Source organism: Streptomyces sp. NPDC038707, assembly GCF_040636485.1.
Classification (GTDB): Bacteria; Actinomycetota; Actinomycetes; order Streptomycetales; family Streptomycetaceae; genus Streptomyces.
Genome location: NZ_JBEZUP010000019.1, coordinates 1 through 22,453 on the forward strand (window position 1 = coordinate 1; position 22,453 = coordinate 22,453).

At 72.2% G+C, this 22,453-nt stretch carries 17 protein-coding genes, 2 pseudogenes and 1 riboswitch; of the genes and pseudogenes, 8 read left to right on the forward strand and 11 right to left on the reverse strand.

All coding sequences use genetic code 11. The features are described 5' to 3' along the window. Positions 1-470 (forward strand): annotated as a pseudogene (locus AB0E62_RS24400) (2-oxoacid:ferredoxin oxidoreductase subunit beta); the annotation flags it as partial. Between the two features lie 23 nt (positions 471-493). On the opposite strand, the gene AB0E62_RS24405 reads toward AB0E62_RS24400, so the two are convergent. Next, on the reverse strand, positions 494-898 hold the full coding sequence (locus tag AB0E62_RS24405) for a helix-turn-helix domain-containing protein (RefSeq protein WP_362197558.1): 405 nt from the start codon (positions 896-898) through the stop codon (positions 494-496). Between the two features lie 98 nt (positions 899-996). On the opposite strand from AB0E62_RS24405, the gene AB0E62_RS24410 reads away from it, so the two are divergent. Further along, positions 997-1,851 carry an SDR family oxidoreductase gene (locus AB0E62_RS24410; RefSeq protein WP_362197561.1) on the forward strand — a complete coding sequence of 285 codons (855 nt, stop codon included), beginning with the start codon at positions 997-999 and terminating at the stop codon, positions 1,849-1,851. A 141-nt stretch (positions 1,852-1,992) separates the two neighbouring features. After that, positions 1,993-2,949: an EamA family transporter RarD gene (gene rarD / locus AB0E62_RS24415; protein WP_362197564.1), complete on the forward strand. Its 957-nt coding sequence runs from the start codon at positions 1,993-1,995 to the stop codon at positions 2,947-2,949. A 166-nt stretch (positions 2,950-3,115) separates the two neighbouring features. Here rarD and AB0E62_RS24420 read toward each other — a convergent pair whose 3' ends face one another. Next, positions 3,116-4,171: a hypothetical protein gene (locus tag AB0E62_RS24420; protein WP_362197567.1), complete on the reverse strand. Its 1,056-nt coding sequence runs from the start codon at positions 4,169-4,171 to the stop codon at positions 3,116-3,118. A gap of 211 nt (positions 4,172-4,382) precedes the next feature. On the opposite strand from AB0E62_RS24420, the gene AB0E62_RS24425 reads away from it, so the two are divergent. Beyond that, positions 4,383-4,979: an NAD(P)H-dependent oxidoreductase gene (locus AB0E62_RS24425; RefSeq protein ID WP_362197570.1), complete on the forward strand. Its 597-nt coding sequence runs from the start codon at positions 4,383-4,385 to the stop codon at positions 4,977-4,979. A 23-nt stretch (positions 4,980-5,002) separates the two neighbouring features. On the opposite strand, the gene AB0E62_RS24430 is transcribed toward AB0E62_RS24425, so the two are convergent. From AB0E62_RS24430 to AB0E62_RS24445, 4 genes are all read right to left on the reverse strand, one after another. Continuing rightward, complete coding sequence (locus AB0E62_RS24430; protein WP_362197573.1) at positions 5,003-5,890, reverse strand: ABC transporter permease; 888 nt, start codon at positions 5,888-5,890, stop codon at positions 5,003-5,005. Beyond that, positions 5,877-6,992 carry an ABC transporter ATP-binding protein gene (locus AB0E62_RS24435; RefSeq protein ID WP_362197576.1) on the reverse strand — a complete coding sequence of 372 codons (1,116 nt, stop codon included), beginning with the start codon at positions 6,990-6,992 and terminating at the stop codon, positions 5,877-5,879. Before AB0E62_RS24435 ends, AB0E62_RS24430 begins: the two co-directional genes overlap by 14 nt. Before the next feature lie 32 nt (positions 6,993-7,024). Next, positions 7,025-8,251, reverse strand: a complete 1,227-nt coding sequence (locus tag AB0E62_RS24440; RefSeq protein WP_362197579.1) for a DUF2092 domain-containing protein — start codon at positions 8,249-8,251, stop codon at positions 7,025-7,027. Positions 8,252-8,565: 314 nt separating this feature from the next. Further along, positions 8,566-9,576 carry a polyprenyl synthetase family protein gene (locus tag AB0E62_RS24445; RefSeq protein WP_362197582.1) on the reverse strand — a complete coding sequence of 337 codons (1,011 nt, stop codon included), beginning with the start codon at positions 9,574-9,576 and terminating at the stop codon, positions 8,566-8,568. Between the two features lie 528 nt (positions 9,577-10,104). Then, positions 10,105-10,281, forward strand: a riboswitch (cyclic di-AMP (ydaO/yuaA leader). A 2-nt stretch (positions 10,282-10,283) separates the two neighbouring features. Between AB0E62_RS24445 and AB0E62_RS24450 the strand changes: the two genes are divergently transcribed. Next, positions 10,284-10,772 carry a transglycosylase SLT domain-containing protein gene (locus AB0E62_RS24450; RefSeq protein ID WP_362197585.1) on the forward strand — a complete coding sequence of 163 codons (489 nt, stop codon included), beginning with the start codon at positions 10,284-10,286 and terminating at the stop codon, positions 10,770-10,772. 66 nt (positions 10,773-10,838) lie between these two features. Here the strand turns inward: AB0E62_RS24450 and AB0E62_RS24455 are convergent, their stop codons facing one another. Beyond that, complete coding sequence (locus AB0E62_RS24455; protein WP_362197588.1) at positions 10,839-11,651, reverse strand: HAD family hydrolase; 813 nt, start codon at positions 11,649-11,651, stop codon at positions 10,839-10,841. A gap of 262 nt (positions 11,652-11,913) precedes the next feature. Here AB0E62_RS24455 and fahA point away from each other — a divergent pair, with 262 nt between their 5' ends. Together fahA and AB0E62_RS24465 are read left to right on the forward strand one after the other, a co-directional pair. After that, the gene (fahA, locus tag AB0E62_RS24460; RefSeq protein ID WP_362197591.1) at positions 11,914-13,131 is read left to right on the forward strand and encodes a fumarylacetoacetase; all 1,218 of its coding nucleotides are present in this window, start codon (positions 11,914-11,916) and stop codon (positions 13,129-13,131) included. 372 nt (positions 13,132-13,503) lie between these two features. Continuing rightward, the gene (locus AB0E62_RS24465) at positions 13,504-14,442 is read left to right on the forward strand and encodes a M56 family metallopeptidase (protein WP_362197594.1); all 939 of its coding nucleotides are present in this window, start codon (positions 13,504-13,506) and stop codon (positions 14,440-14,442) included. 31 nt (positions 14,443-14,473) lie between these two features. On the opposite strand, the gene recQ is transcribed toward AB0E62_RS24465, so the two are convergent. Continuing rightward, positions 14,474-16,465, reverse strand: a complete 1,992-nt coding sequence (recQ, locus tag AB0E62_RS24470; RefSeq protein ID WP_362197597.1) for a DNA helicase RecQ — start codon at positions 16,463-16,465, stop codon at positions 14,474-14,476. A gap of 220 nt (positions 16,466-16,685) precedes the next feature. Here recQ and AB0E62_RS24475 point away from each other — a divergent pair. Next, a pseudogene (locus tag AB0E62_RS24475) lies at positions 16,686-17,179 on the forward strand (Uma2 family endonuclease). Positions 17,180-17,256: 77 nt separating this feature from the next. Here the strand turns inward: AB0E62_RS24475 and nuoN are convergent. The 3 genes from nuoN to nuoL are packed head-to-tail and all read right to left on the reverse strand — an operon-like array spanning position 17,257 to position 22,444. Beyond that, positions 17,257-18,906, reverse strand: coding sequence for an NADH-quinone oxidoreductase subunit NuoN (nuoN, locus tag AB0E62_RS24480; protein WP_362197600.1), 1,650 nt, complete (start codon positions 18,904-18,906; stop codon positions 17,257-17,259). Continuing rightward, a complete protein-coding gene (locus AB0E62_RS24485; RefSeq protein WP_362197603.1) occupies positions 18,903-20,474 on the reverse strand; it encodes an NADH-quinone oxidoreductase subunit M in 1,572 nt (523 codons plus the stop codon). Before AB0E62_RS24485 ends, nuoN begins: the two co-directional genes overlap by 4 nt. 5 nt (positions 20,475-20,479) lie before the next feature. Then, a complete protein-coding gene (nuoL, locus tag AB0E62_RS24490) occupies positions 20,480-22,444 on the reverse strand; it encodes an NADH-quinone oxidoreductase subunit L (protein WP_362197606.1) in 1,965 nt (654 codons plus the stop codon). Positions 22,445-22,453: the final 9 nt, after the last annotated feature.

Sequence of the window (22,453 nt, forward strand, 5' to 3'; positions counted from 1 at the left end):
TGCGCCAGGCCGCGGCCCACCCCGGCACGGCCCTCGTCGAGATCTACCAGAACTGCAACATCTTCAACGACGGCGCCTTCGACGCCCTCAAGGACAAGCAGCGGGCCGAGGAGGCGCTGATCCGGCTGGAGCACGGGCAGCAGATCCGCTTCGGTGCCGACGGCGCCCGCGGCGTCGTGCGCGACCGGGCCACCGGCGACCTGAGCGTGGTGACGGTGACCCCGGAGAACGAGGCGGACATCCTGGTCCACGACGCCCATGCCGCGTCCCCGACCACCGCCTTCGCCCTGTCCCGGCTGGCCGACCCGGACACCCTGCACCACACCCCCGTCGGCGTGTTCCGCTCGGTCGAACGGCCGGTCTACGACACCCTGATGGCCGACCAGCTCGACACCGCCGTGGAACAGCGCGGGAAGGGCGACCTCGCCGCGCTGCTGGCCGGCGGGGACACCTGGACCGTCGTCGGCTGACCTCTGCCGGCCTTCCGGCCGGCTCAGGAGGCCCGGGACCGCGCGTCCCGGGCCTCGTCGTATGCCCGGCGGGCCGCCTCGACCCGGTCCATGCGGTCGCGCGTCCAGCCGGCGAGGGCGCGCACCTGCTCCGCCGCCTCGCGACCGAGGCCGGTGAGCGAGTAGTCGACACGGGGCGGGATGACCGGCTTGGCGTCCCGGTGCACCAGGCCGTCCCGCTCCAGGGTCTGGAGGGTCTGGGCGAGCATCTTCTCGCTGACGGGCCGGCCGCCCGCGTCGCCGACCGCCCGGCGCAGCGCGCTGAACCGGTGCGGCCGCTCCAGCAGCTCGATCAGGACGAGGACGCCCCAGCGGCTGGTGACGTGCTCCAGGACGAGGCGGTGCGGGCACAGCGCCTCGGCATCCGCCCCGCTCTTGCTTACCGTCATGCCAGTACCTTACTTCAAAGTGGGTACTTTCCCATCCACAGCGCCTGACTTACGGTGAGTGTCATCAGGACATCGTTCCCCCCAGGAGGCGCAGAACCATGAGCATCGTCGTCACCGGAGCCACCGGACACCTCGGCCGTCATGTCGTGGAGCAGTTGCTGGAGAAGGTCCCGGCGGAGGGGATCACCGCCGTCGTCCGGGACGCGGCGAAGGCCGCCGGTCTGGCCGCCCGGGGCGTGCGGCTGGCCGTCGCCGACTACAACGCCCCCGAGACCCTGGACGGCGTGTTCGCGGCCGGCGACAAGGTCCTGCTGATCTCCGGCAACGAGGTCCACAAGGACCGGGTGCGCCAGCACACGGCCGTCATCGACGCGGCGAAGGCGGCCGGCGTGGCGCTGTTCGCGTACACCAGCGCCCCCGGCACCCTGACGGCCGCGCTGGCGGACGACCACCGGGCGACCGAGCGGGTGCTGCTCGCCTCCGGCCTGCCCTACAGCCTGCTGCGCAACGGCTGGTACCACGAGAACTACACCGAGCACCTGGCCCCGGTGCTGGAGCACGGCGCGGTCGTGCAGGCCGCCGGTGACGGCCGGGTCTCCTCGGCCGCCCGCGCCGACTACGCCGGCGCCGCGGTCGCGGTGCTGACCGGCGAGGGCCACGAGAACACCACGTACGAGCTGGGCGGCGACGAGGCGTGGAGCTTCGCCGAGTACGCGGCCGAACTGAGCCGGCAGACCGGCCGGGAGATCGCCTACCAGCAGGTCTCGGTGGAGGCCCTCACCGACATCCTGGTCGGCGCCGGGCTGCCGGCGCCGGTGGCCGGGATCCTCGCCGCCGTGGACGCCTCGATCGCCGAGGGCGAGCTGGTCGTCTCCTCCGGCGACCTGTCCCGGCTGATCGGCCGTCCCACCACCCCGCTGGCCCAGGCCGTCACGGCCGCGCTGAAGGGCTGACCCGGCCGGAGGCCCGGCTCATCCGCCCCACCCTCCCCTGTCATGACCGTATGACGAAACGAACATGACATCGGAGGGCGTCCGGCGCTACCTTCGTCCTCGCGCGTCCGCACCGGGCGCGCGAGCGCGAGGGAGGTGCCGGTGGCCGGGAAAACCGAGGGTGAGCACCGCATAGGCCTGCTGAACGGTTTCGCCGCCTACGGGATGTGGGGCCTGGTGCCCCTCTTCTGGCCCCTGCTGAAACCGGCCGGGGCCATGGAGATCCTGGCCCACCGCATGGTGTGGTCCCTGGTGGTGGTCGCCGTCGCGCTGCTCCTCGTGCGCCGCTGGGCCTGGGCCGGGGAGCTGCTGCGGCAGCCCCGGCGGCTGGGCCTGGTCGCCGTGGCCGCCGCCGTGATCACCGTCAACTGGGGCGTGTACATCTGGGCGGTCAACGCGGGCCATGTCGTGGAAGCCTCGCTCGGCTACTTCATCAACCCGCTGGTCACCATCGCGATGGGCGTGCTGATCCTCAAGGAACGGCTGCGGCCCGTGCAGTGGGCCGCGGTCGCGGTCGGCCTCGCCGCCGTCGTCGTCCTCACCGTCGGCTACGGCCGTCCACCGTGGATCTCCCTCTGCCTCGCCTTCTCCTTCGCCACCTACGGCCTGGTGAAGAAGAAGGTCGACCTCGGCGGGGTGGAGTCGCTGGCCGCCGAGACCGCGATCCAGTTCCTGCCCGCGCTGGGCTACCTGGTCTGGCTGGCCGCGCACGGCGACGCCACGTTCGCGACCGAGGGCGCCGGGCACTCCGCCCTGCTCGCCTCCACCGGCCTCGTCACCGCCCTGCCGCTGGTCTGCTTCGGCGCGGCGGCGATCCGGGTGCCCCTGTCCACGCTGGGCCTGCTCCAGTACCTGGCCCCGGTCTTCCAGTTCCTGCTCGGCATCCTCTACTTCCACGAGGCCATGCCGGCCGAGCGGTGGGCCGGGTTCGCGCTGGTCTGGCTGGCGCTGGTGCTGCTCACGGGCGACGCGCTGCGCTTCTCCCGACGCCCGCGCCGGCTGCCAGAACCGACGCCCCGCACCACCGAGTCCCCCACGGCGACGCCCGCCGACGCCTGAGCGGACCGAGCCGCGCCGGACGGCCATCCGCGCCCTACGGGTCGTACGGCACCCGTACGCCCCCTACGGCGCCCGTACAACCCCTACGGCGCCCTTGTGACCCGTACGACCCTGACGTCGGCATCCGCTGTACGTGCGGACGGCGGCGGGTGCACAGGCGGCGCGGTCAGGAGCGGGCCGCCTTGGCCGCGCGGTCGCTGAGCCGGACCATGCGGTTGCGGGCGGCCTCCAGCGGGCGGGGATCGTCCGCCGCGGGACCCGGTTCGGCGCAGAGGTCCGTCCACAGGTCGATGAGGTCGCGGCCCAGCCGCAGGCCCTCCTCGGGATCGCGCACCGCACGCCAGGCGGTCGCCGCGCTCTGGACGTTGCCGTAGGCGGCCTCGCCGTCGCGGTTCTGGTGGCGCAGCCGGGCCAGCTCCAGCGACAGCCGGCAGGCGCGCACCGGGTCGTCGGCCAGGTAGGCGATGTAGGCGGACAGTTCGCGCACGTGCAGCACCTCGGCGTGGCGCGGGCCGAACACGGCGGAGGCCTCGGCGAGCGTCCGTTCGGCCAGCTCCGCCGCCGCGTCGACACGGCCCGCCCGCACGGCCTCGTTGATCCGGCTCATCGGCTCGGCGAGCAGCTCCGCGCCCTCGGCGGTCTCGGTCAGCGGCCCGTCCCCGAGCACCTCCTCGGCGACCGCGTCGAACCCACGGGCCGGGGTCTGCGCGGGGGCGGGCTCGTCGAAGGGCAGGCCCAGACCCGGAGCCGGGACCGCGCCCGAGGCCCTACCCGCGCCCGAGTGCGAGGGCGTATCCGGGGCCGGCGGCGTTGACGAGGTGCCCGGCACGGTCTCCGCGACGCCCGGACCCGGGGTCCCCGGCACGGTCGGACGGACCGTTCCACCCGCCGGAGAGACCGTTCCACCGGGCGGCCGTACCGTTTCTCCGGTCAGCCGGACCGGTTCGCCGGTCACCCGGCTGGAGCCGTCGGCCGAGACCTCCAGGGGGACGACACAGCCCGCGAGGTCGTCGTGGACGGTGGCGTGCACGGGCGCGCCGACGCTGATGGCCAGGCTCTGCAGGCGGTTCAGGACGGCCTGCTGGATCCCCTCGCCCGGCGCCGCGACGACCGGCACCCCGTCCACCGAGGCGCTCTCCTCGCCGTACACCCGGACGGGCACCGCCGCCGGATACCCCACGGTCCGCGGCGCCCGCTTCTTCTCGAAGCTGAGTCCAGCCATCGGTGTCCCTCCACTCCCCCGGCGTCGCGATCCGGTCCCGCACATCCTGACCACCAGTGTGTCGGTTCCCCACGGCCGCCGGGTCACCGCGACGTCACAGCCTCGCACCAGCCGCCCCTGGCGCGAAAAGCCCCTGGCACTATTTAGATGCGTATGCATAAAATGCATACGCCTTGTTCATTGGTACGACCTGACGCACATGGGGGACCTCATGAGCCGCCGCTTTCTCTTCGTCCTGGGCAGTGCCCGCGCCGAGGGCAACACCGAGCTGCTGGCCCGCCGGGCCGCCGAACAGCTCCCCGCCGACGTCGAACAGCACTGGATCGACCTCACCGAGCAGCCGCTGCCCGACTTCGAGGACCTGCGGCACGACAGCGACCACGTGCGGCCGGCGTCGGACACCCCGGCCGGACTGCTGCTGGACGCCACGCTCGCGGCCACGGACATCGTGATCGCCTCGCCGGTGTACTGGTACTCGGTCTCCGCCCAGACCAAGCGCTACCTGGACCACTGGGCCGGCTGGCTGCGCACCCCGGGCCTCGACTTCAAGGCGAGGCTGGCCGGCCGCACCCTCTGGGGCATCGCCGCGCTCGCGGACGAGGAGCCGTCCGTGGCCGATCCGTACGCGGGCACCCTGCGCAACTCGGCCGCGTACATGGGGATGCGGTTCGGCGGGGTGCTGCTGGGCAACGGCAGCAAGCCCGGCGACGTACTGAACGACACCGGCGCCCTCGCGCGCGCCAAGACCTTCTTCGCCCAGGAGGCGCCCCTCGCGCGCTACCCGCACGAGACCTCCGGCGCCGCCTGAGTCCCGCATGCCGGCCTCCGGCCTCAGGCGCTGATGTCCTTCGCCGTGAACCGTGCCCAGGCCGCCGAGCCGAACACGGTCGCGTACAGCGCCTGGAGGCCGAGGTTGCGCAGCACGTCGTCCCAGTACACGGGGTCGCGCATCAGATCGGCGAACGACAGCCAGTAGTGCGGGAAGAGGTACGGCTGCACCGCGTGCAACTGGGGTATCTGGTCCACGATCTGCACGGTGATGAGGAGGCCGACCGTGGTCGCCATCGCCGCGATACCGCTGTTGGTGAGGGTCGACACGAACAGGCCGAGGGCCGCCACTCCCACCAGGGAGGCCGCGACGACCAGGGCGATCAGCAGCGCGCGGGCCAGCCCCTCGCCGAGGCCGATCCGGGTGCCGGAGATCGTCGTCAGCTCGCCGAGCGGGAACAGCAGCGCGCCGACGGCCAGTGCCGAGACCGCGACGACCAGGGTGGCCAGCAGGCAGAAGGCCAGCACGGTCGCGTACTTCGTGAACAGCAGCCGGGTGCGGCCGGCCGGGGCCACCAGCAGGTAGCGCAGGGTGCCCGCGCCCGCCTCCCCGGCGATCGCGTCACCGGCCACGACGCCGACCGCCATCGGCAGGAAGAACGGCAGGGTCGCGGCCAGCGCGGTGAACACGAGGAACAGGCCGTTGTTGGTGATCTGCGCGATGAAGGCCGGGCCCTCGCCGCTCCCGCCGCCCGCCTGCCCGCCGCCCCGCGTCTCGATCCGCACCGCGAGCCCGACCAGCACCGGCACCGCGGCCAGCACCCCGAGCAGGGCCAGGGTGCGCCACCGCCGGACGGTGGTGACCAGCTCGCTGCGCAGCAGCCCGAGGGCCCACAGCGGGTTGGGCCGGCGGACGGTGACGGCCGCGGCCGGACGGTCAGCCGGCGACATCGAAGCCCTCCCCGGTCAGCGCCACGAACGCGTCCTCCAGCGAGGCGCGTTCGACGGTCAGGCCGCGGACCCGGACACCCGCGGTGACCAGGGCCGCGGTCACCTCGGCGAGATCCCGGCCGGGCGGCTCGCCGGTGACCCGGTCGCCGTCGGCGGTCACGTCCCCGACTCCCAGTTCCTTCAGCACCCGGGCCGCCTCGGCCGGGTCCGGGGTGGTCACGACCAGCCGGCCGCGCGCCCCGGCCGCCAGATCGGCCACCGCGCCCTGGATGACGAGCCGGCCCCGCGCCATGACCGCCGCGTGGGTGCACACCTGCTCGATCTCGTCCAGCAGGTGGGAGGAGAGGAAAACGGTCGTACCGTCGGCGGCCAGTTCCCTGACCAGGGCGCGGATCTCGCGCATCCCCTGCGGGTCGAGACCGTTGGTGGGCTCGTCCAGCACCAGCAGCCGGCGCGGCTGGAGCAGCGCGGCGGCCAGACCCAGGCGCTGCTTCATGCCGAGCGAGTACGCCTTCGCCTTCTTGCCGGCGGCGGCCGTCAGGCCGACCCGGTCCAGCGCGGCGGCCACGCGCGCGTGCCGGGTGCGCGGGTCGGCGGTGGGGTCGGCGGAGTCGTAGCGCACCAGGTTGTCCCGGCCGGACAGGAAGCCGTACAGAGCGGGGCCCTCGATGAGGGCCCCGACCTGCGGAAGGACCGTACGGGCCGCCCGGGGCATGGGGCGGCCGAGCAGCCGGACCGAGCCCGCGGTCGGCTCGATCAGGCCCATCAGCATGCGGATGGTGGTGGTCTTGCCGGAGCCGTTCGGGCCGAGGAAGCCGAAGACGCTGCCCGCCGGGACGGTCAGGTCGAGACCGTCCACGGCGAGCTGCCCGCCGCGGTACCGCTTGGTGAGCCCGCGCGTGTCGATCACGCTCGCCGGATCGCCGTCCGGCACGCCACCGCCGCGCCCGTCCGCCGGGGTGCCCCGCTCCGGCGCAGGCGCCGGGGACCCGTCCCACGGCTCACCCGCGGGTGCGCGGTCCGGCTCGGGCACGGCCACGCGCTCCGGAGCGTGCGCGGGCGTGCGCGGCGCGGCACGGTCCGCGGCGGGCGGCTCGTCCATCGGCTTCCCCTCGTCTCGTCGGCCCCGTGGGGTCACTTCCCCGCGTCGGCCGCCTTCACCAGCGTCTCCTTCGTCACCAGGCCGGCGTACACCTTGCCGTCGTCGGTGATCAGGGCGTTGACCAGGCGGGTGGAGAAGACGGTGCCCTTGCCGAACTTCCCGGAGACCGGGTCGCCGAGCGAGCCGAGGAAGCCGCCGAGGTCACCTTCCCCGGAAGCGGACGGCAGGCCGCCCTTGACGCCGGTGTCGGCGGTGGCGACGGACGTCCAGCCCTCGCCGAGGACATCCAGCTCCCCGCCGCGCAGGCCCCCGGCGAGGTCATCGCCGTGCTTCGGGGCCGGTCGCCCGGTCGCCGTGTCCTTCTCCTCGGTGACCTTCGCGCCCTTCGGCGGGACGAAGTCGAAGGTGGAGGCGGCCGGTCGGCCGAACGAGACCTGGGTGAAGCCCGCGTCGACCACGGCCGCCCCGCCGCTCCTCGGCGTCAGCGTGAACTTCAGCGGCAGCCAGGTCTTCGCGTCCACGGCGATGCTGATCGCGCCGACCGTGGTACCGGACTGCCGGGGCCGGATCAGCAGCTTGTAGGCGTCGCGGCCGGCGACCTGCGCGGTGCCGTCGACGGTGACGGACGTGGTGTCGTCCACCGCCTTCAGCGCCTCGTCGGCGAAGTCCCCGGGCGTGGCCGGCGGCCCGTCCCGGCGCTCCTTGCCGGAGTCGGCCGCGGTGGAGTGGTAGACCTCGTTGCTCTTGCTGTCGTAGCCCCAGACGTCCTTGCCGTCGTGGATGAGGCTGTACTCTGCGCCGCGCTCCAGCAGCGACACCTTCTGCCGGTCCGGGCCGTCGGCGGCGACCCGCAGGGTGTGCGTCCCGGACACCAGCTCGGTGAGCCGGGACCGGGGGTCGGCGGAGGAGCCGTCGCCCTTGCCGGAGCCGCCCTGTCCCGCGCCGGAGAGCAGGCCGTCCTCCAGGCCGCCGAGGTCGGGCAGGCCGAGGTCGGTGGAGATCTTCACGGTGCCGGACAGCTGCTGCACGTCCGACCTGGCCATCTTCTCGATGAGCTGCTGTGCGGTGATCTTCGGCAGGTCGGGGTCGCCGGAGTCGGCGAGCGCCGGGACGAGCCCGATCGTGGCCGCCGCCACCCCCACCACCGCGACGGGAACGGCATACCGGGCGGCCTTGCGCGGGCGGGAGCGCGCGGCCCCGTCCCGCGCGGCGTCCTGGTGCCCGGCGCCCACTGCGTCGTCGGATTCGTACGGTGCCATGTGTGCCTTACCTCCGTCGTCGGCGGCGGCTGCTCTCACGCTGGTCAACCCTGAGCCGCCATTCTCACCCGAATCGGTGAGGAGTGGTGATTTCTGCGGCTTCCATGGGACCAAATCGGCGGCGCGGAAGCGTCACCCCTCGGAGGCAACTGCGTCTACGCCTGCGGTATGACACCCGACGGCCATGTCCTCCTCCGACCCGTAGGGGTCGCAGAGCAGGGCGCAGGGGACGCTGCGTCCATCCGGGGGACGCGGGGGGACGCCGGGGTCCGGCGGGACGGGCGGGAAGCGGCCGGCGCGCGGGCCGGGCCGGGTCAGCCGGCGCGGTGGACCACCGCGTCGCACAGCTCCACCAGCACGGCCTTGGCGTCGCACTCCGGCAGCGGGGCCAGCGCGGCCCGTGCCTCCTGCGCGTACCGCACCGTGTCCCGGCGGGCCTGCTCCAGCGCGGGGTGGGCGCGCAGCGCGGCCAGCGCCCGGGCGTGCCGGTCGTCGTCGCCGAGGTCGGAGTCCAGCAGCTCGCACAGCGCGATGTCCTCGGCCAGGCCGAGCCGGGCGGCCCGTTCGCGCAGCCGGAGCACCGGCAGCGTCGGGATGCCCTCGCGCAGGTCGGTGCCCGGGGTCTTGCCGGACTCGTGGGAGTCGGAGGCGATGTCCAGGACGTCGTCCGCCAGCTGGAAGGCGACCCCGAGCCGTTCGCCGTACTGGGTGAGCACGTCCACGACCCGCTCGCCGGCGCCGGACATCATCGCGCCGAACCGGCAGGCCACCGCCACCAGGGAGCCGGTCTTGCCGGCCAGGACGTCCAGGTAGTGCTCGACCGGGTCACGGCCGTCCGAGGGACCCGCGGTCTCCAGGATCTGCCCGGTGACCAGCCGTTCGAACGCCAGGGCCTGCACCCGCACCGCCTCCGGGCCGAGGTCGGCGAGGATCTGGGAGGCACGGGCGAAGAGGAAGTCACCGGTGAGGACCGCGACGGAGTTGCCCCAGCGGGTGTTCGCGCTGTCCACCCCGCGCCGCACGGCCGCCTCGTCCATGACGTCGTCGTGGTACAGCGTCGCCAGGTGGGTCAGCTCCACGACCACGGCCGACGGCACGACCCCCGGCGCGTACGGGTCGCCGAACTGGGCGGCGAGCATCACGAGCAGTGGCCGGAATCGTTTCCCGCCGGCCCGCACGAGGTGCTGCGCGGCCTCGGTGATGAACGGGACCTCGCTCTTGGTGGCATCGAGCAAGCCTTCCTCGACAGCCGCCAATCCGGCCTGGACATCGGCTTCCAGAGCCTGGTCCCGCACGCTCAGCCCGAACGGCCCGACGACGGTCACGAGGGGTCTCCTGTCTGCTGGTGTCTGCTGGCGATTACACGGTTTGTCGATAGGTCGCTGCCATCACTCAAGTCAGCGTATCCGGTCCTGTTTCGATCACCGATAGCGCCCACCGGTCCAGCCCGGGTGGTATCGGACCATGACCGGCATCGTTTTGATCACACGGTAATAAGGGACATATATTGACTTAAAGGTAATCTGGATACCGTGTCGCGACCTCTCCACACCTTCCTCACTTCACTTCGCCCCCTTCGGCCGCTACACCCCCCATGTCTGGTTTGAAGTATTTTGCTATTTCGTGAATTGGGTCACGTGTCAGGCCGTACCGCGCCACCAACCCCTCCCCCCGCCACCCCTTGCCCCGTCGGCGAGTTGAGGATGCGCCACCGTAAAGGATCAAGCACCCCATACGATGCCGATCAAGGTCAAACAGCGCATTGCATGAATCCGGTACTTGTTCCCGACATGTGCTCTCGCATACGTTCCGGGCCGTCGGGCGGACGCCGAATCCTGCCGCCGCCCGCGTAACCCATTCACGAACCCATTCGTACGGCAGGAGCGGGGGACCCAGGTAAGTCGCCGCGCCGGACGGCATCCGCCGCGCCGGAACGGCTCGGGGTGAAGCCGTGCCTCCTTCCGGGCACGGCCGGGCACCTCCCCGCCCGAACCCGACAGCTCACCTCGCAGGCGCCGGAGAGGATCTTTCGATGTCTGCTGCCGCTCAGCACCGCCGTACCGGGAACACCCGCCTCATCCGCACCCTCGCCGCCGCCTGCACCGGCGCCGCCGCCCTCGCCCTGCCGATCGTCGGCGCGTCCGGCGCCTTCGCCGCCACCACCGCGGCCCCGGCCGTGGGCACCACCCCCGCCGGCTACCCGGACAACCTCGACGGCTGGATCCGCGAGTCGCTCGCGATCATGGCCGAGAAGAAGATCCCGGGCACCTACAACGGCATCTACCGCAACGTCGTCCGCGAGTCCTCCGGCAACCCCGCGGCCATCAACCTCTGGGACTCCAACGCGGCCAAGGGCATCCCGTCCAAGGGCCTGCTCCAGGTCATCGACCCGACCTTCAACGCGTACCACGTCGCCGGGACGTCCTTCGACATCTACGACCCGGTCGCGAACATCACCGCCGCCTGCAACTACGCGGCGGCCCGCTACGGCTCGATCGACAACGTGTTCGGCGCCTACTGACGCACCCGCCGCCCGCCGCGGTCCGTCCGCCCGCCCGGTCGCCCCGCCGCCGGGCCCCCGCCGCGGTCAGGCGGCCGGGAAGAGTCTTTCGAGGACGACGGCGACGCCGTCGTCCTCGTTCGACACCGTCACCTCGTCGGCCACCGCCTTCAGCTCCGGATGCGCGCCGGCCATGGCGACCCCGCGCGCCGCCCAGCGGAACATCGGGATGTCGTTGGGCATGTCACCGAAGGCGAGGGCCCGTTCGGCACCGGTCCCCAGCCGCTCGGCGGCCAGCGCCAGCCCGGTCGCCTTCGTCACCCCGCTCGGCTGGAGCTCCACGGTGCCCGGCCCCGACATGGTGACGTTCGCCAGCGAGCCCACCGCCGCGCGCGCCACGGCCGCCAGCTCGTCGTCGGACAGCTCGGCGTGCCGCAGCAGCACCTTGCTGATCGGCCGGGCCCACAGTTCGGCGCGCCGGGCGACCCGCACCGCGGGCAGCGTCGGGTGCGGCATCCGGTAGCCGGGCTCGATGAGCGTCAGCCCGTCCTCGCCGTCCTGGTCGACCGCCGCGTACACCTGCCCCACCTCCGCCTCGACCTTGCCGAGCGCGGTCTCCGCCAGCTCCCGGTCCAGCCGCACCGACCACAGCAGCCGGCCGGCCCCGGCGTCGTAGACCTGCGCGCCCTGCCCGCACACCGCCAGACCGGTGCAGCCGAGGCGCGTGAGCAGGGGCCGTACCCGCGGCGCCGGGCGGCCGGTGACCACCAGATGCCGGGCCCCGGCCCGCGCCACCCGCGCGAGCGCGGCGCGCGACCGGTCGGAGACGGTGTCGTCGCCGCGCAGCAGCGTTCCGTCCAGGTCAGTGGCGATGAGGGCATATGCCGGGGTGGGTGCCATGCCCAGAGAATACGGACCCCGGGCCCCGCCGACCCCTCCCTCGTGGCCCGCACCCGCCGTACCGCGCGCCCCCAAGTGCCGCCCGGGGACGACTTCCTGACACACGCGCGCCGGACCGCCGTGGGCCCGCGCGAGCACCCTTTCGGGCAAGCACCAAGGCACCGGGACCACTGCCCATGACACGCGTGTCGGCCGTAACGTGTGGCCCGACCACATGGAACGCTTCGCCATGCATGGCACGGATGAGAGTGAGGCAGCACCCATGCCCCCCTTCGACGTCCCCGAGGGCGACCCCTTCGGCCCGCACAACCTCCCCTATGGCGTGTTCTCGCCCACCGGCAGCACGGAGCGGAGGATCGGCGTCCGGCTCGGGAACCACGTCCTCGACGCGGGCGCCGCGGCGGCGGCGGCCGGCTCGCCCCACCAGGCGCTGCTCGCCGCCCCCACCCTCAACCCGCTGCTGGCCGCCGGCCGCGCCACCTGGTCCCGGGTACGGCGCGACGTCACGTCCTGGGTCACCGACCCGGCGCACCGCCCGACGGTCGAGCCCCTGTTCCGTCCCCTGTCCGAGGTGACCCTGCACCTGCCCTTCGAGGTCGCGGACTACGTCGACTTCTACGCCTCGGAACACCACGCCCGCAACGTCGGCCGGATCTTCCGCCCGGACGCCGAGGACAGCCTCACCCCCAACTGGAAGCACCTGCCGATCGGTTACCACGGCCGCGCCGGCACGGTCGTCGTCTCCGGCACGGACGTCGTACGGCCGTCCGGGCAGCGCAAGGGCCCGGCCGACCCGGCGCCCGTCTTCGGCCCGTCGGTCCGCCTCGACATCGAGGCCGAGGTCGGCTTCGTCGTGGGCGTGCCCTCGCGGCAGGGCCGTCCGGTGGCGCTCGGCGACTTCCGCGAGCACGTCTTCGGGCTGTGCCTGCTCAACGACTGGTCCGCGCGGGACGTCCAGGCCTGGGAGTACGTCCCGCTCGGCCCGTTCCTCGGCAAGTCCTTCGCGACCTCGGTGTCGGCGTGGATCACCCCGCTGGAGGCGCTGGAGCACGCGCGCGTGGCACCGCCGGAGCGCACCCACCCGCTGCTGCCCTACCTGGACGACACGGACCCCGGCGTGGAACCCGGCGGCTACGACCTCCGCATCTCCGTCGCCGTCAACGGCCATGTGGTCTCCGAACCGCCGTTCTCCACCATGTACTGGACCGCCGCCCAGCAGCTCGCCCACCTGACGGTGAACGGCGCCTCGCTGCGCACCGGTGACCTGTACGGCTCGGGCACGGTGAGCGGACCGGCCGAGAACCAGCGCGGGTCGCTGCTGGAGCTGACCTGGAACGGCCGCGACCCGCTCGAACTGCCGGACGGCAAGCGGGCGTTCCTGGAGGACGGGGACGTGGTGACCCTGTCGGCCTGGGCACCCGGCCCGGACGGCCTGCGGGTGGGGCTCGGCGAGGTCACCGGCCGGGTCGTGGCGGACTGAACCACGGCACGACGGGCGGCTCGCGGCGTTCCGTGACCGGGCCCCCAAGGGTCCGGGCGGTTCCGTGACCGGGCCCCCAAGGGTCCGGGCGGTTCCGTGACCGGGCCCGCAAGGGTCCGGGCGGTTCCGTGACCGGGTCCGCCCCCTCCTGCCGGGCGAGCCGGGTCCCTCCCTCCGGCCCCGCCGAACTCCCCTCACCCACCTGGACTTTCGCAGCCCTGTCCGGTCGGATCGTCACCGACACCTGACTCGCACCGTCCTTCTTCGCCATACTGACAGGAACACGCATCCGCACCCCGCGCGGCCGTGTGATGCGTGCCCCGCACCACCCCGCACCCGCACACCTCTCCGACCAGGAACCGGAGCCCCGGCATGACCGTCTGCCTGCTCCTGCTGAGCGTCGTCGCCCTGACGGCCGCCGTACCGGCACCGCGCGCGCTGACCCGGGCGTCCTGGCCCGAGCGGGAACCCGTGGTCGCCCTGTGGGTGTGGCAGTGCCTGGTCGCCACCGTCCTGCTGTGCTGCCTGACCGCACTGGTCCTGGGCGCGGCGGCCGTCTTCCACACCGTCCGCGACCGCGTGTTCGCCCCGGCGCCGCCCGCCGTCACCGCCGCCTACGACCTGTCCGCCACCCCGGTGTGGGCCACCGCGCTCACGCTGCTGCTGGCCTGCGGGGCCGCCTGGACGACGGCGATGCTCGGCCGGGAACTGGTCGAGGCCCGCCGCAGCCGGGGTCACGCCCGGGCGCAGCTCCGCGAACGCGCCCCCGAACTGCCGCCCGGCCTGCGGGCACCCCGCGGGCCGATGCTGGTGCTGGAGGACGAGTACCCGGACGCCTGGTGGATGCCGGGGCATCCACCGCAGCTTGTCGTCACCACGGGGGCGCTGCACCGCCTCACCGACCTCCAGCTGGACGCCGTCCTCACCCACGAGCGCGGCCACGCCCGCGCCCACCACGACTGGCTGCTGCACCTGTCCACCGCGCTCGCCACGGGCTTCCCGCGGGTCCCGCTCTTCGCCCACTTCTGCGACCAGACGCACCGCCTGGTCGAGCTGGCCGCCGACGACACGGCCTCCCGGCGCTGCGGGCACCTCACCACGGCCCTCGCCCTGATCGAGCTGAACCAGCACCGGGGCGTGCTCTCCTGCGCCTCCAGCCGCCGGCTGCTGGGCGAGCGCGTGGACCGGCTGCTGGAGCCGCCGCCGCGGCTGCTGCGCCGGCACCGGGCGCTGACCACGACGGTGGCCGCGCTCGTACCGCTGCTGCCGCTGCTGATCACCTTCGCCCCCGGGCTGACGGCGCTGTCCTGAGGCTCCCGGCGGGCGGGCCGTACCGGCTCGGCTACGTCCAGTCCGGCTCGGGCTCCGGCTCCGGCTCGTCGGACCACCCGGGCCAGTCCGGGTCCGGTGCGTCGGTGGCGGCGGCCGGTGCGGCGCCGTCCAGGGAGGCCAGCACCTTGAGCACGCCTTCGCCGTACGTCGCCAGCTTCTTCTCGCCGACGCCGTTCACCGTGCCCAGCTCCCGCACCGAGCCGGGACGGCGGGTCACGATCTCCCGGAGGGTGGCGTCGTGGAAGATGACGTACGCCGGGACGCCCTGTTCCCGGGCCTGCTCGGCACGCCAGGCCCGCAGGGCCTCGAAGGCGGGGAGCAGCGCGTCGGGCAGCTCGGCCGCGACGGCCTTGGCCTTGGCGCCGCCGGAGGCACCCGAACCCCCGGCGGACCGGGACCGGGCGGCGGCCGGCTTCTTGGGCTCCTTGCGCAGCGGCACCTCCCGCTCCCTGCGCAGCACCGCGCCGCTCGCCTCGGTGAGCACCAGAGTGCCGTACTCCCCCTCGACCGCGAGGAGTCCCTGGGCCAGCAGCTGCCGGATGACGCCCCGCCACTCGCCCTCGGTGAGGTCCTGGCCGATGCCGAAGACGGACAGCTGGTCGTGGTCGAACTGGATCACCTTGCCGGTGCGCTTGCCGAGCAGGATGTCCACGATCTGCACCGCGCCGAACTTCTGCCCGCGCTCCCGCTGCAACCGCACCACCGTGGACAGCGCCTTCTGCGCGGCGACCGTGCCGTCCCAGGTCTCCGGCGGGGTGAGACAGGTGTCGCAGTTGCCGCACGCCTCGGCGTCGGCGTCCTGGCCGAAGTAGGCGAGCAGCTGGCCGCGGCGGCACCGGGCGGTCTCGCACAGCGCGAGCATGGCGTCGAGGTGGGCGGCGGCCCGGCGGCGGAACGCCTCGTCGCCCTCGCCGGACTGGATCAGCTTGCGCTGCTGTATGACGTCGTTCAGGCCGTACGCCATCCACGCCGTGGACGGCAGGCCGTCGCGGCCCGCCCGGCCGGTCTCCTGGTAGTAGCCCTCGATCGACTTGGGCAGGTCCAGGTGGGCGACGAAGCGCACGTCGGGCTTGTCGATGCCCATGCCGAAGGCGATGGTCGCGACCACGACCAGGCCGTCCTCGCGCAGGAACCGGGACTGGTGCGCCGCGCGGGTGGCCGCGTCCAGGCCCGCGTGATACGGCACCGCCTGGATGCCGTTGGCGGTGAGGAACTCCGCCGTGCGCTCGACCGAGTTCCGCGAGAGGCAGTAGACGATGCCGGCGTCGCCCGGGTGCTCCTCCCGCAGGAAGGCGAGGAGCTGCTTCTTGGGATCGGCCTTGGGCACGATCCGGTACTGGATGTTGGGGCGGTCGAAGCTGGCGACGAAGTGCCGGGCCGTCGGCAGGTTCAGCCGCTGGGTGATCTCCTCGTGCGTGGCGCGGGTCGCCGTGGCGGTGAGGGCGATCCGCGGGACGTCCGGCCAGCGCTCGCCGAGCAGGGACAGGGCGAGATAGTCGGGGCGGAAGTCGTGGCCCCACTGGGCGACGCAGTGCGCCTCGTCGATCGCGAAGACGGAGATCTTGCCGCGGGAGAGGAGGTCCAGCGTGGCGTCCAGACGCAGCCGCTCCGGTGCCAGATACAGCAGGTCCAGTTCGCCCGCCAGGAACTCGGCCTCGACCGTGCGCCGCTCGTCGAAGTCCTGCGTGGAGTTCATGAAGCCGGCCCGGACGCCGAGGGCGCGCAGGGCGTCGACCTGGTCCTGCATCAGCGCGATCAGCGGGGAGACCACCACGCCCGTACCCGGTCTGACCAGGGCGGGGATCTGGTAGCACAGCGACTTTCCGCCGCCGGTCGGCATGAGCACGACGGCGTCGCCGCCCGCCACCACATGCTCGATGATCGCCTGCTGTTCGCCCCGGAAGGCGTCGTATCCGAAGACCCGGTGCAGCGTGGCCAACGCCTCGCTGTCGGCCGCGCCCGGCGCCTCGGTCACCTGTGCCATCTCGCTGATACCGCCCATCACGCCCCTCGTCCTGTCCCCCGTCGGTCCCCCGTGTGCCGTCCCTCGACCGCTCCCTCAACGATAGGGGTCCACACCGACAGCCCCGGAGTTATCCACAGGTCGACCGATGTATCTCACGTCAAGCACGCGAGTGTCGTTCACACGTTCGCGGAGCACCTGCCCGTTTCCCGCCGATAGTCTGAATGCACCGGCGAGACTCCGTCCCATGGGAGCACTGATGAGCGTCGCACCGAAGGCGTCCGCGTCCAGCTGGCCGATCCCGCCGAAGGGCGGCTGGAGCGCCGACGACCTGGACCGCCTCCCGAATCTTCCTCCGCATACGGAATTGATCGACGGGAGCCTGGTCTTCGTGAGTCCGCAGACCGCCTTTCACGAGCGAGTTGTCGACTTCTTCAAGTGGCAGCTGCAGTGTCTGGCACCATCCGGTCTGGAGGTGTTCCGCGAGTTCACCATCGACATCGATCGGCAGAACCGGCCTGAGCCGGATGTCATCGTGCTGCGAGCTTGAAGTACGCCCGGGCAGGGATTCCCCACTACTGGAGGGTTGAGGGCGAAAAGGGTCGCGCCGCCGTGCATGTCTTCGAGCTGGAGCCTGCCACCGGCGCATACACCAGCGTGGGGATCTTCCGCGAGGAGATGAAGGTGGATGTCCCGTTCCCGATCGCCCTGGACCTCACCATGATCAAGGCGCGGCCCGCGAAGGATCGATAACAGGCCGCAAACGACGACACCGCTGCCCGGCACCCCGCCGAAGGGGATGCCGGGCAGCGGCATGTGTGACGTGGACGTCAGCGCACGAACACCCCCGCCTGGCCGGCCAGGTCCAGGAAGTACTGGGGCGCGATGCCGAGGACCAGGGTCGTGGCCACGCCCATGCCGATGGCCAGCATGGTCAGGGGGGACGGGACGGCCACGGTCGGGCCCTCCGGTTTCGGCTCGCTGAAGAACATCAGGACGATCACCCGGATGTAGAAGAACGCGGCGATCGCCGAGGAGATCACACCCACGATGACCAGGGGGACCGCGCCGCCGTCCGCCGCCGCCTTGAACACGGCGAACTTCCCCGAGAAACCGGAGGTCAGCGGGATGCCGGCGAAGGCCAGCAGGAACACCGCGAACACGGCCGCGACCAGCGGCGAGCGCCGGCCCAGGCCCGCCCACTTGGACAGGTGGGTCGCCTCGCCGCCCGCGTCCCGCACCAGTGTGACCACGGCGAACGCGCCGATCGTCACGAAGGAGTAGCCCGCCAGGTAGAAGAGGACCGACGACACGCCGTCCTTCGACGTGGCGATGACACCCGCGAGGATGAATCCCGCGTGCGCGATGGACGAGTACGCCAGCAGGCGCTTGATGTCGGTCTGGGTGATGGCGACGACCGCGCCGCCCAGCATGGTGATGATCGCCACCGCCCACATGACCGGCCGCCAGTCCCAGCGCAGCCCGGGCAGGACGACGTAGAGCAGACGCAGCAGCGCGCCGAACGCGGCCACCTTCGTCGCCGCCGCCATGAACCCGGTCACGGGGGTGGGGGCGCCCTGGTAGACGTCCGGCGTCCACATGTGGAACGGCACCGCGCCCACCTTGAACAGCAGGCCCATGACGAGCAGGGCGCCGCCGATCAGCAGCAGCGCGTCGTTGCCCATGGTGCCGGCGAGCGCCGGGTCGACGTCGGTGACGGTGCCGTCGACGACCTGGGCGATGCGGGCGTACGACACCGAGCCCGCGTAGCCGTACAGCAGCGCGATGCCGAACAGGGTGAACGCCGAGGCGAACGCGCCCAGCAGGAAGTACTTGACCGCGGCCTCCTGCGACATCAGCCGCTTGCGCCGGGCCAGCGCGCACAGCAGGTACAGCGGCAGGGAGAGGACCTCCAGGGCGACGAACAGGGTCAGCAGGTCATTGGCCGCCGGGAAGACCAGCATGCCGCCGATCGCGAAGAGGAGGAGCGGGAAGACCTCCGTGGTGGCGAAGCCCGCCTTCACCGCGGCCTTCTCGCTGTCGCTGCCGGGCACGGACGCGGCCTGCGCGGCGAAGGAGTCGACCCGGTTGCCGTGCGCCGCCGGGTCCAGGCGCCGTTCGGCGAAGGTGAACAGGCCGACCAGGCCTGCCAGCAGGATGGTGCCCTGGAGGAAGAGGGCCGGACCGTCGACCGCGATCGCGCCCATGGCCGCGATGTGCGCCTTCGTGGTGCCGAATCCGTCGGCCGCGAGCGCGACGACCGCCGCGAACGCGGCGCACAGGGCGACGACGGACACGAACACCTGCGCGTAGTAGCGGGACCTGCGGGGCACGAACGCCTCGATCAGCACCCCGACCAGCGCCGCGCCGATGACGATCAGCGTCGGCGACAATTGTCCGTACTCGATCTTCGGCGCGTCGATCTTCGAGATCGGTTCGGCCGCGTTTGTCCACAGGCTGTGGACGGCTGTTGCGCTCACTTGGCCGCCTCCACCTCGGGCTGGGGGTCCTTCTTGTGTACGTCGGACAGGGTCTGTTTGACGGCCGGGTCGATGATGTTCGTCACCGGCTTCGGGTAGACGCCCAGGAAGATCAGCAGCACGATCAGCGGGGCCACGACCAGCACCTCACGCACGCGCAGGTCGGGCATCGCCGAGACCTCCGGCTTCACCGGGCCCGTCATCGTCCGCTGGTAGAGCACCAGGGTGTACAGGGCGGCGAGGACGATGCCGAAGGTGGCGATGATCCCGATCACCGGGTACCTCGCGAACGTGCCGACCAGCACCAGGAACTCGCTCACGAACGGGGCGAGGCCGGGCAGCGACAGCGTGGCGAGGCCGCCGATCAGGAAGGTGCCGGCGAGTACCGGGGCGACCTTCTGCACGCCTCCGTAGTCGGCGATGAGCCGCGAGCCGCGCCGGGAGATGAGGAAGCCGGCGACGAGCATCAGCGCGGCGGTGGAGATGCCGTGGTTGACCATGTAGAGCGTGGCGCCGGACTGGCCCTGGCTGGTCATCGCGAAGACGCCCATGATGATGAAGCCGAAGTGCGAGATCGACGCGTACGCCACCAGGCGCTTGATGTCCCGCTGGCCGACGGCGAGCAGCGCGCCGTAGACGATGCTGATCAGGGCCAGGACGAGGACGACCGGCGTCGCCCACTTGCTGGCCTCCGGGAACAGCTGGAGGCAGAAGCGGAGCATCGCGAACGTGCCCACCTTGTCGACCACCGCCGTGATGAGGACGGCCACGGGTGCCGTGGCCTCCTGCATGGCGTTGGGCAGCCAGGTGTGCAGCGGCCACAGCGGCGCCTTCACCGCGAAGGCGAAGAAGAAGCCGAGGAACAGCCAGCGTTCGGTGTTCGTCGCCATGTCCAGCGTGCCGTTGGCGCGGGCGTCGGCGATCTCCGTCAGGGAGAAGTTCCCGGCGACCACGTAGAGGCCGATCACCGCGGCCAGCATGATCAGGCCGCCGGCCAGGTTGTAGAGGAGGAACTTGACCGCCGCGTACGACCGCTGGGTGGCGGCCGTCTCCTCGCCGTGCGCGTGCGCCCGGTCCCCGAAGCCGCCGATGAGGAAGTACATCGGGATGAGCATGGCCTCGAAGAAGATGTAGAAGAGGAAGACGTCGGTGGCCTCGAAGGAGATGACCACCATCGCCTCCACCGCCAGGATCAGCGCGAAGAAGCCCTGGGTGGGCCGCCAGCGGCGGCTGCCGGTCTCCAGCGGGTCGGCGTCGTGCCAGCCGGCGAGGATGATGAACGGGATCAGCAGGGCGGTCAGCGCGATCAGCGCCACCGCGATGCCGTCGACGCCCAGTTCGTACCGGACCCCGAAGTCCTTGATCCAGGCATGGTTCTCGGCGAGCTGGTAGCGCTCTCCGTCCGGGTCGAAGCGGACCAGGACGGTGACGGCCAGGGCGAGGGTGGCGAGCGAGACGAGCAACGCCAGCCACTTGGCGGCGGTGCGCTGGGCGGCCGGTACGGCGGCCGTGGCGACCGCCCCGAGGGCCGGGAGCGCCGCCGTCGCTGTCAGCAGAGGAAAGGACATCGGTATCAGACCGCCCTCATCAGCAGGGTCGCGGCGACCAGGAGGGCCGCGCCGCCGAACATCGAGACCGCGTAGGAGCGGGCGAAGCCGTTCTGGAGCCGGCGCAGCCGTCCGGACAAGCCGCCGAAGCCGGCCGCCGTGCCGTTGACGACGCCGTCCACCAGGGAGTGGTCGAGGTACACCAGGGAGCGCGTCAGGTGCTCGCCGCCGCGCACCAGGACCACGTGGTTGAAGTCGTCCTGGAGCAGGTCGCGGCGGGCCGCGCGGGTGAGCAGCGAACCGCGCGGCGCGACCGCCGGGACGGGCCTGCGGCCGTACTGCGCCCAGGCGAGGGCGACCCCGACGACCAGGCACACCATGGTGGCCCCGGTGATCACCCCGGCGCTGAGCGGGGAGTCGCCGTGGTCGTGCCCGGTGACCGGCTCCAGCCAGTTCAGGAAGCGGTCGCCGATGCTGAAGAAGGCACCGCCGAAGACCGAGCCGACGGCGAGGACGATCATCGGGACCGTCATGACCTTCGGGGACTCGTGCGGGTGCGGCACGGCGTGCTCGCCCCCGGTCCCGGCGGCGGGCTCCACGCTGGGCTCGGCCGGTGACGGGGCCGGGGCGTCGCGCCACCGCTCCTCCCCGAAGAACGTCATCAGCATCACGCGCGTCATGTAGAAGGCGGTGATGGCCGCGCCCAACAGGGCCGCGCCGCCGAGGATCCAGCCCTCGGTGCCGCCCTTGGCGAACGCCGCCTCGATGATCTTGTCCTTGGAGAAGAAGCCGGACAGGCCCGGGAAGCCGATGATGGCGAGGTAGCCGAGGCCGAAGGTGATGAAAGTGACCGGCATGTACTTCCGCAGGCCGCCGTAGCGGCGCATGTCGACCTCGTCGTTCATGCCGTGCATCACCGAACCGGCGCCGAGGAACAGCCCGGCCTTGAAGAAGCCGTGCGTCACCAGGTGCATGATCGCGAAGACGTAGCCGACGGGGCCGAGGCCCGCCGCCAGGACCATGTAGCCGATCTGCGACATGGTCGAGCCGGCCAGCGCCTTCTTGATGTCGTCCTTGGCGCAACCGACGATCGCACCGAACAGCAGCGTGACCGCGCCGACGACGGTGACGGCCAGCTGGGCGTCGGGCGCCGCGTTGAAGATCGCGCCGGAGCGGACGATGAGATAGACGCCCGCGGTCACCATGGTCGCCGCGTGGATGAGGGCGGAGACCGGGGTCGGACCCTCCATGGCGTCCCCGAGCCAGGACTGGAGCGGCACCTGGGCGGACTTGCCGCAGGCGGCGAGCAGCAGCATCAGGCCGATCGCGGTGAGCCTGCCCTCGGACGTGTCGCCGACGAGCCCCGGCTCGCCGTGCGTGCCGAGGACCGGGCCGAAGGCGAAGCTGCCGAAGGTGGTGAACATCAGCATGATCGCGATCGACAGGCCCATGTCGCCGACCCGGTTGACCAGGAACGCCTTCTTCGCGGCCGTGGCGGCGCTGGGCTTGTGCTGCCAGAAGCCGATCAGCAGGTACGAGGCGAGGCCGACGCCCTCCCAGCCGACGTACAGCAGCAGGTAGTTGTCGGCGAGGACGAGCAGCAGCATCGCCGCGAGGAACAGGTTCAGGTAGCCGAAGAAGCGGCGGCGCCGCTCGTCGTGCGCCATGTACCCGACCGAGTACAGGTGGATCAGCGAGCCGACGCCCGTGATGAGCAGGACGAACGTCATCGACAGCTGGTCCAGCCGGAATGTGACGTCCGCCTGGAAACCGGCCACCGGGATCCAGCTGAACAGGTGCTGGGTCAGGGTGCGGTGTTCGGCGCCCTTGCCGAGCAGGCCGGCGAAGAGGACGAGTCCGAGGGCGAAGGAGACGAACGACAGCAGGACGCCGAGCCAGTGGCCGCCGCGGTCCAGGCGCCGGCCGCCGGCCAGGAGGACGGCCGCTCCGAGCAGGGGCGCCGCGATGAGCGGCGCGATCAGGTTCTCCACGATTCTTCC

Excerpts from the sequence above, each read along its gene's own strand:
- AB0E62_RS24405 (WP_362197558.1), bottom strand. The coding sequence starts at position 898 with ATGACGGTAAGCAAGAGCGGGGCGGATGCCGAGGCGCTGTGCCCGCAC.
- AB0E62_RS24410 (WP_362197561.1), top strand. The coding sequence starts at position 997 with ATGAGCATCGTCGTCACCGGAGCCACCGGACACCTCGGCCGTCATGTC.
- AB0E62_RS24420 (WP_362197567.1), bottom strand. The coding sequence starts at position 4,171 with ATGGCTGGACTCAGCTTCGAGAAGAAGCGGGCGCCGCGGACCGTGGGG.
- AB0E62_RS24425 (WP_362197570.1), top strand. The coding sequence starts at position 4,383 with ATGAGCCGCCGCTTTCTCTTCGTCCTGGGCAGTGCCCGCGCCGAGGGC.
- AB0E62_RS24430 (WP_362197573.1), bottom strand. The coding sequence starts at position 5,890 with ATGTCGCCGGCTGACCGTCCGGCCGCGGCCGTCACCGTCCGCCGGCCC.
- AB0E62_RS24435 (WP_362197576.1), bottom strand. The coding sequence starts at position 6,992 with ATGGACGAGCCGCCCGCCGCGGACCGTGCCGCGCCGCGCACGCCCGCG.
- AB0E62_RS24440 (WP_362197579.1), bottom strand. The coding sequence starts at position 8,251 with ATGGCACCGTACGAATCCGACGACGCAGTGGGCGCCGGGCACCAGGAC.
- AB0E62_RS24450 (WP_362197585.1), top strand. The coding sequence starts at position 10,284 with ATGTCTGCTGCCGCTCAGCACCGCCGTACCGGGAACACCCGCCTCATC.
- AB0E62_RS24455 (WP_362197588.1), bottom strand. The coding sequence starts at position 11,651 with ATGGCACCCACCCCGGCATATGCCCTCATCGCCACTGACCTGGACGGA.
- fahA (WP_362197591.1), top strand. The coding sequence starts at position 11,914 with ATGCCCCCCTTCGACGTCCCCGAGGGCGACCCCTTCGGCCCGCACAAC.
- AB0E62_RS24465 (WP_362197594.1), top strand. The coding sequence starts at position 13,504 with ATGACCGTCTGCCTGCTCCTGCTGAGCGTCGTCGCCCTGACGGCCGCC.
- recQ (WP_362197597.1), bottom strand. The coding sequence starts at position 16,465 with ATGGGCGGTATCAGCGAGATGGCACAGGTGACCGAGGCGCCGGGCGCG.
- AB0E62_RS24485 (WP_362197603.1), bottom strand. The coding sequence starts at position 20,474 with ATGTCCTTTCCTCTGCTGACAGCGACGGCGGCGCTCCCGGCCCTCGGG.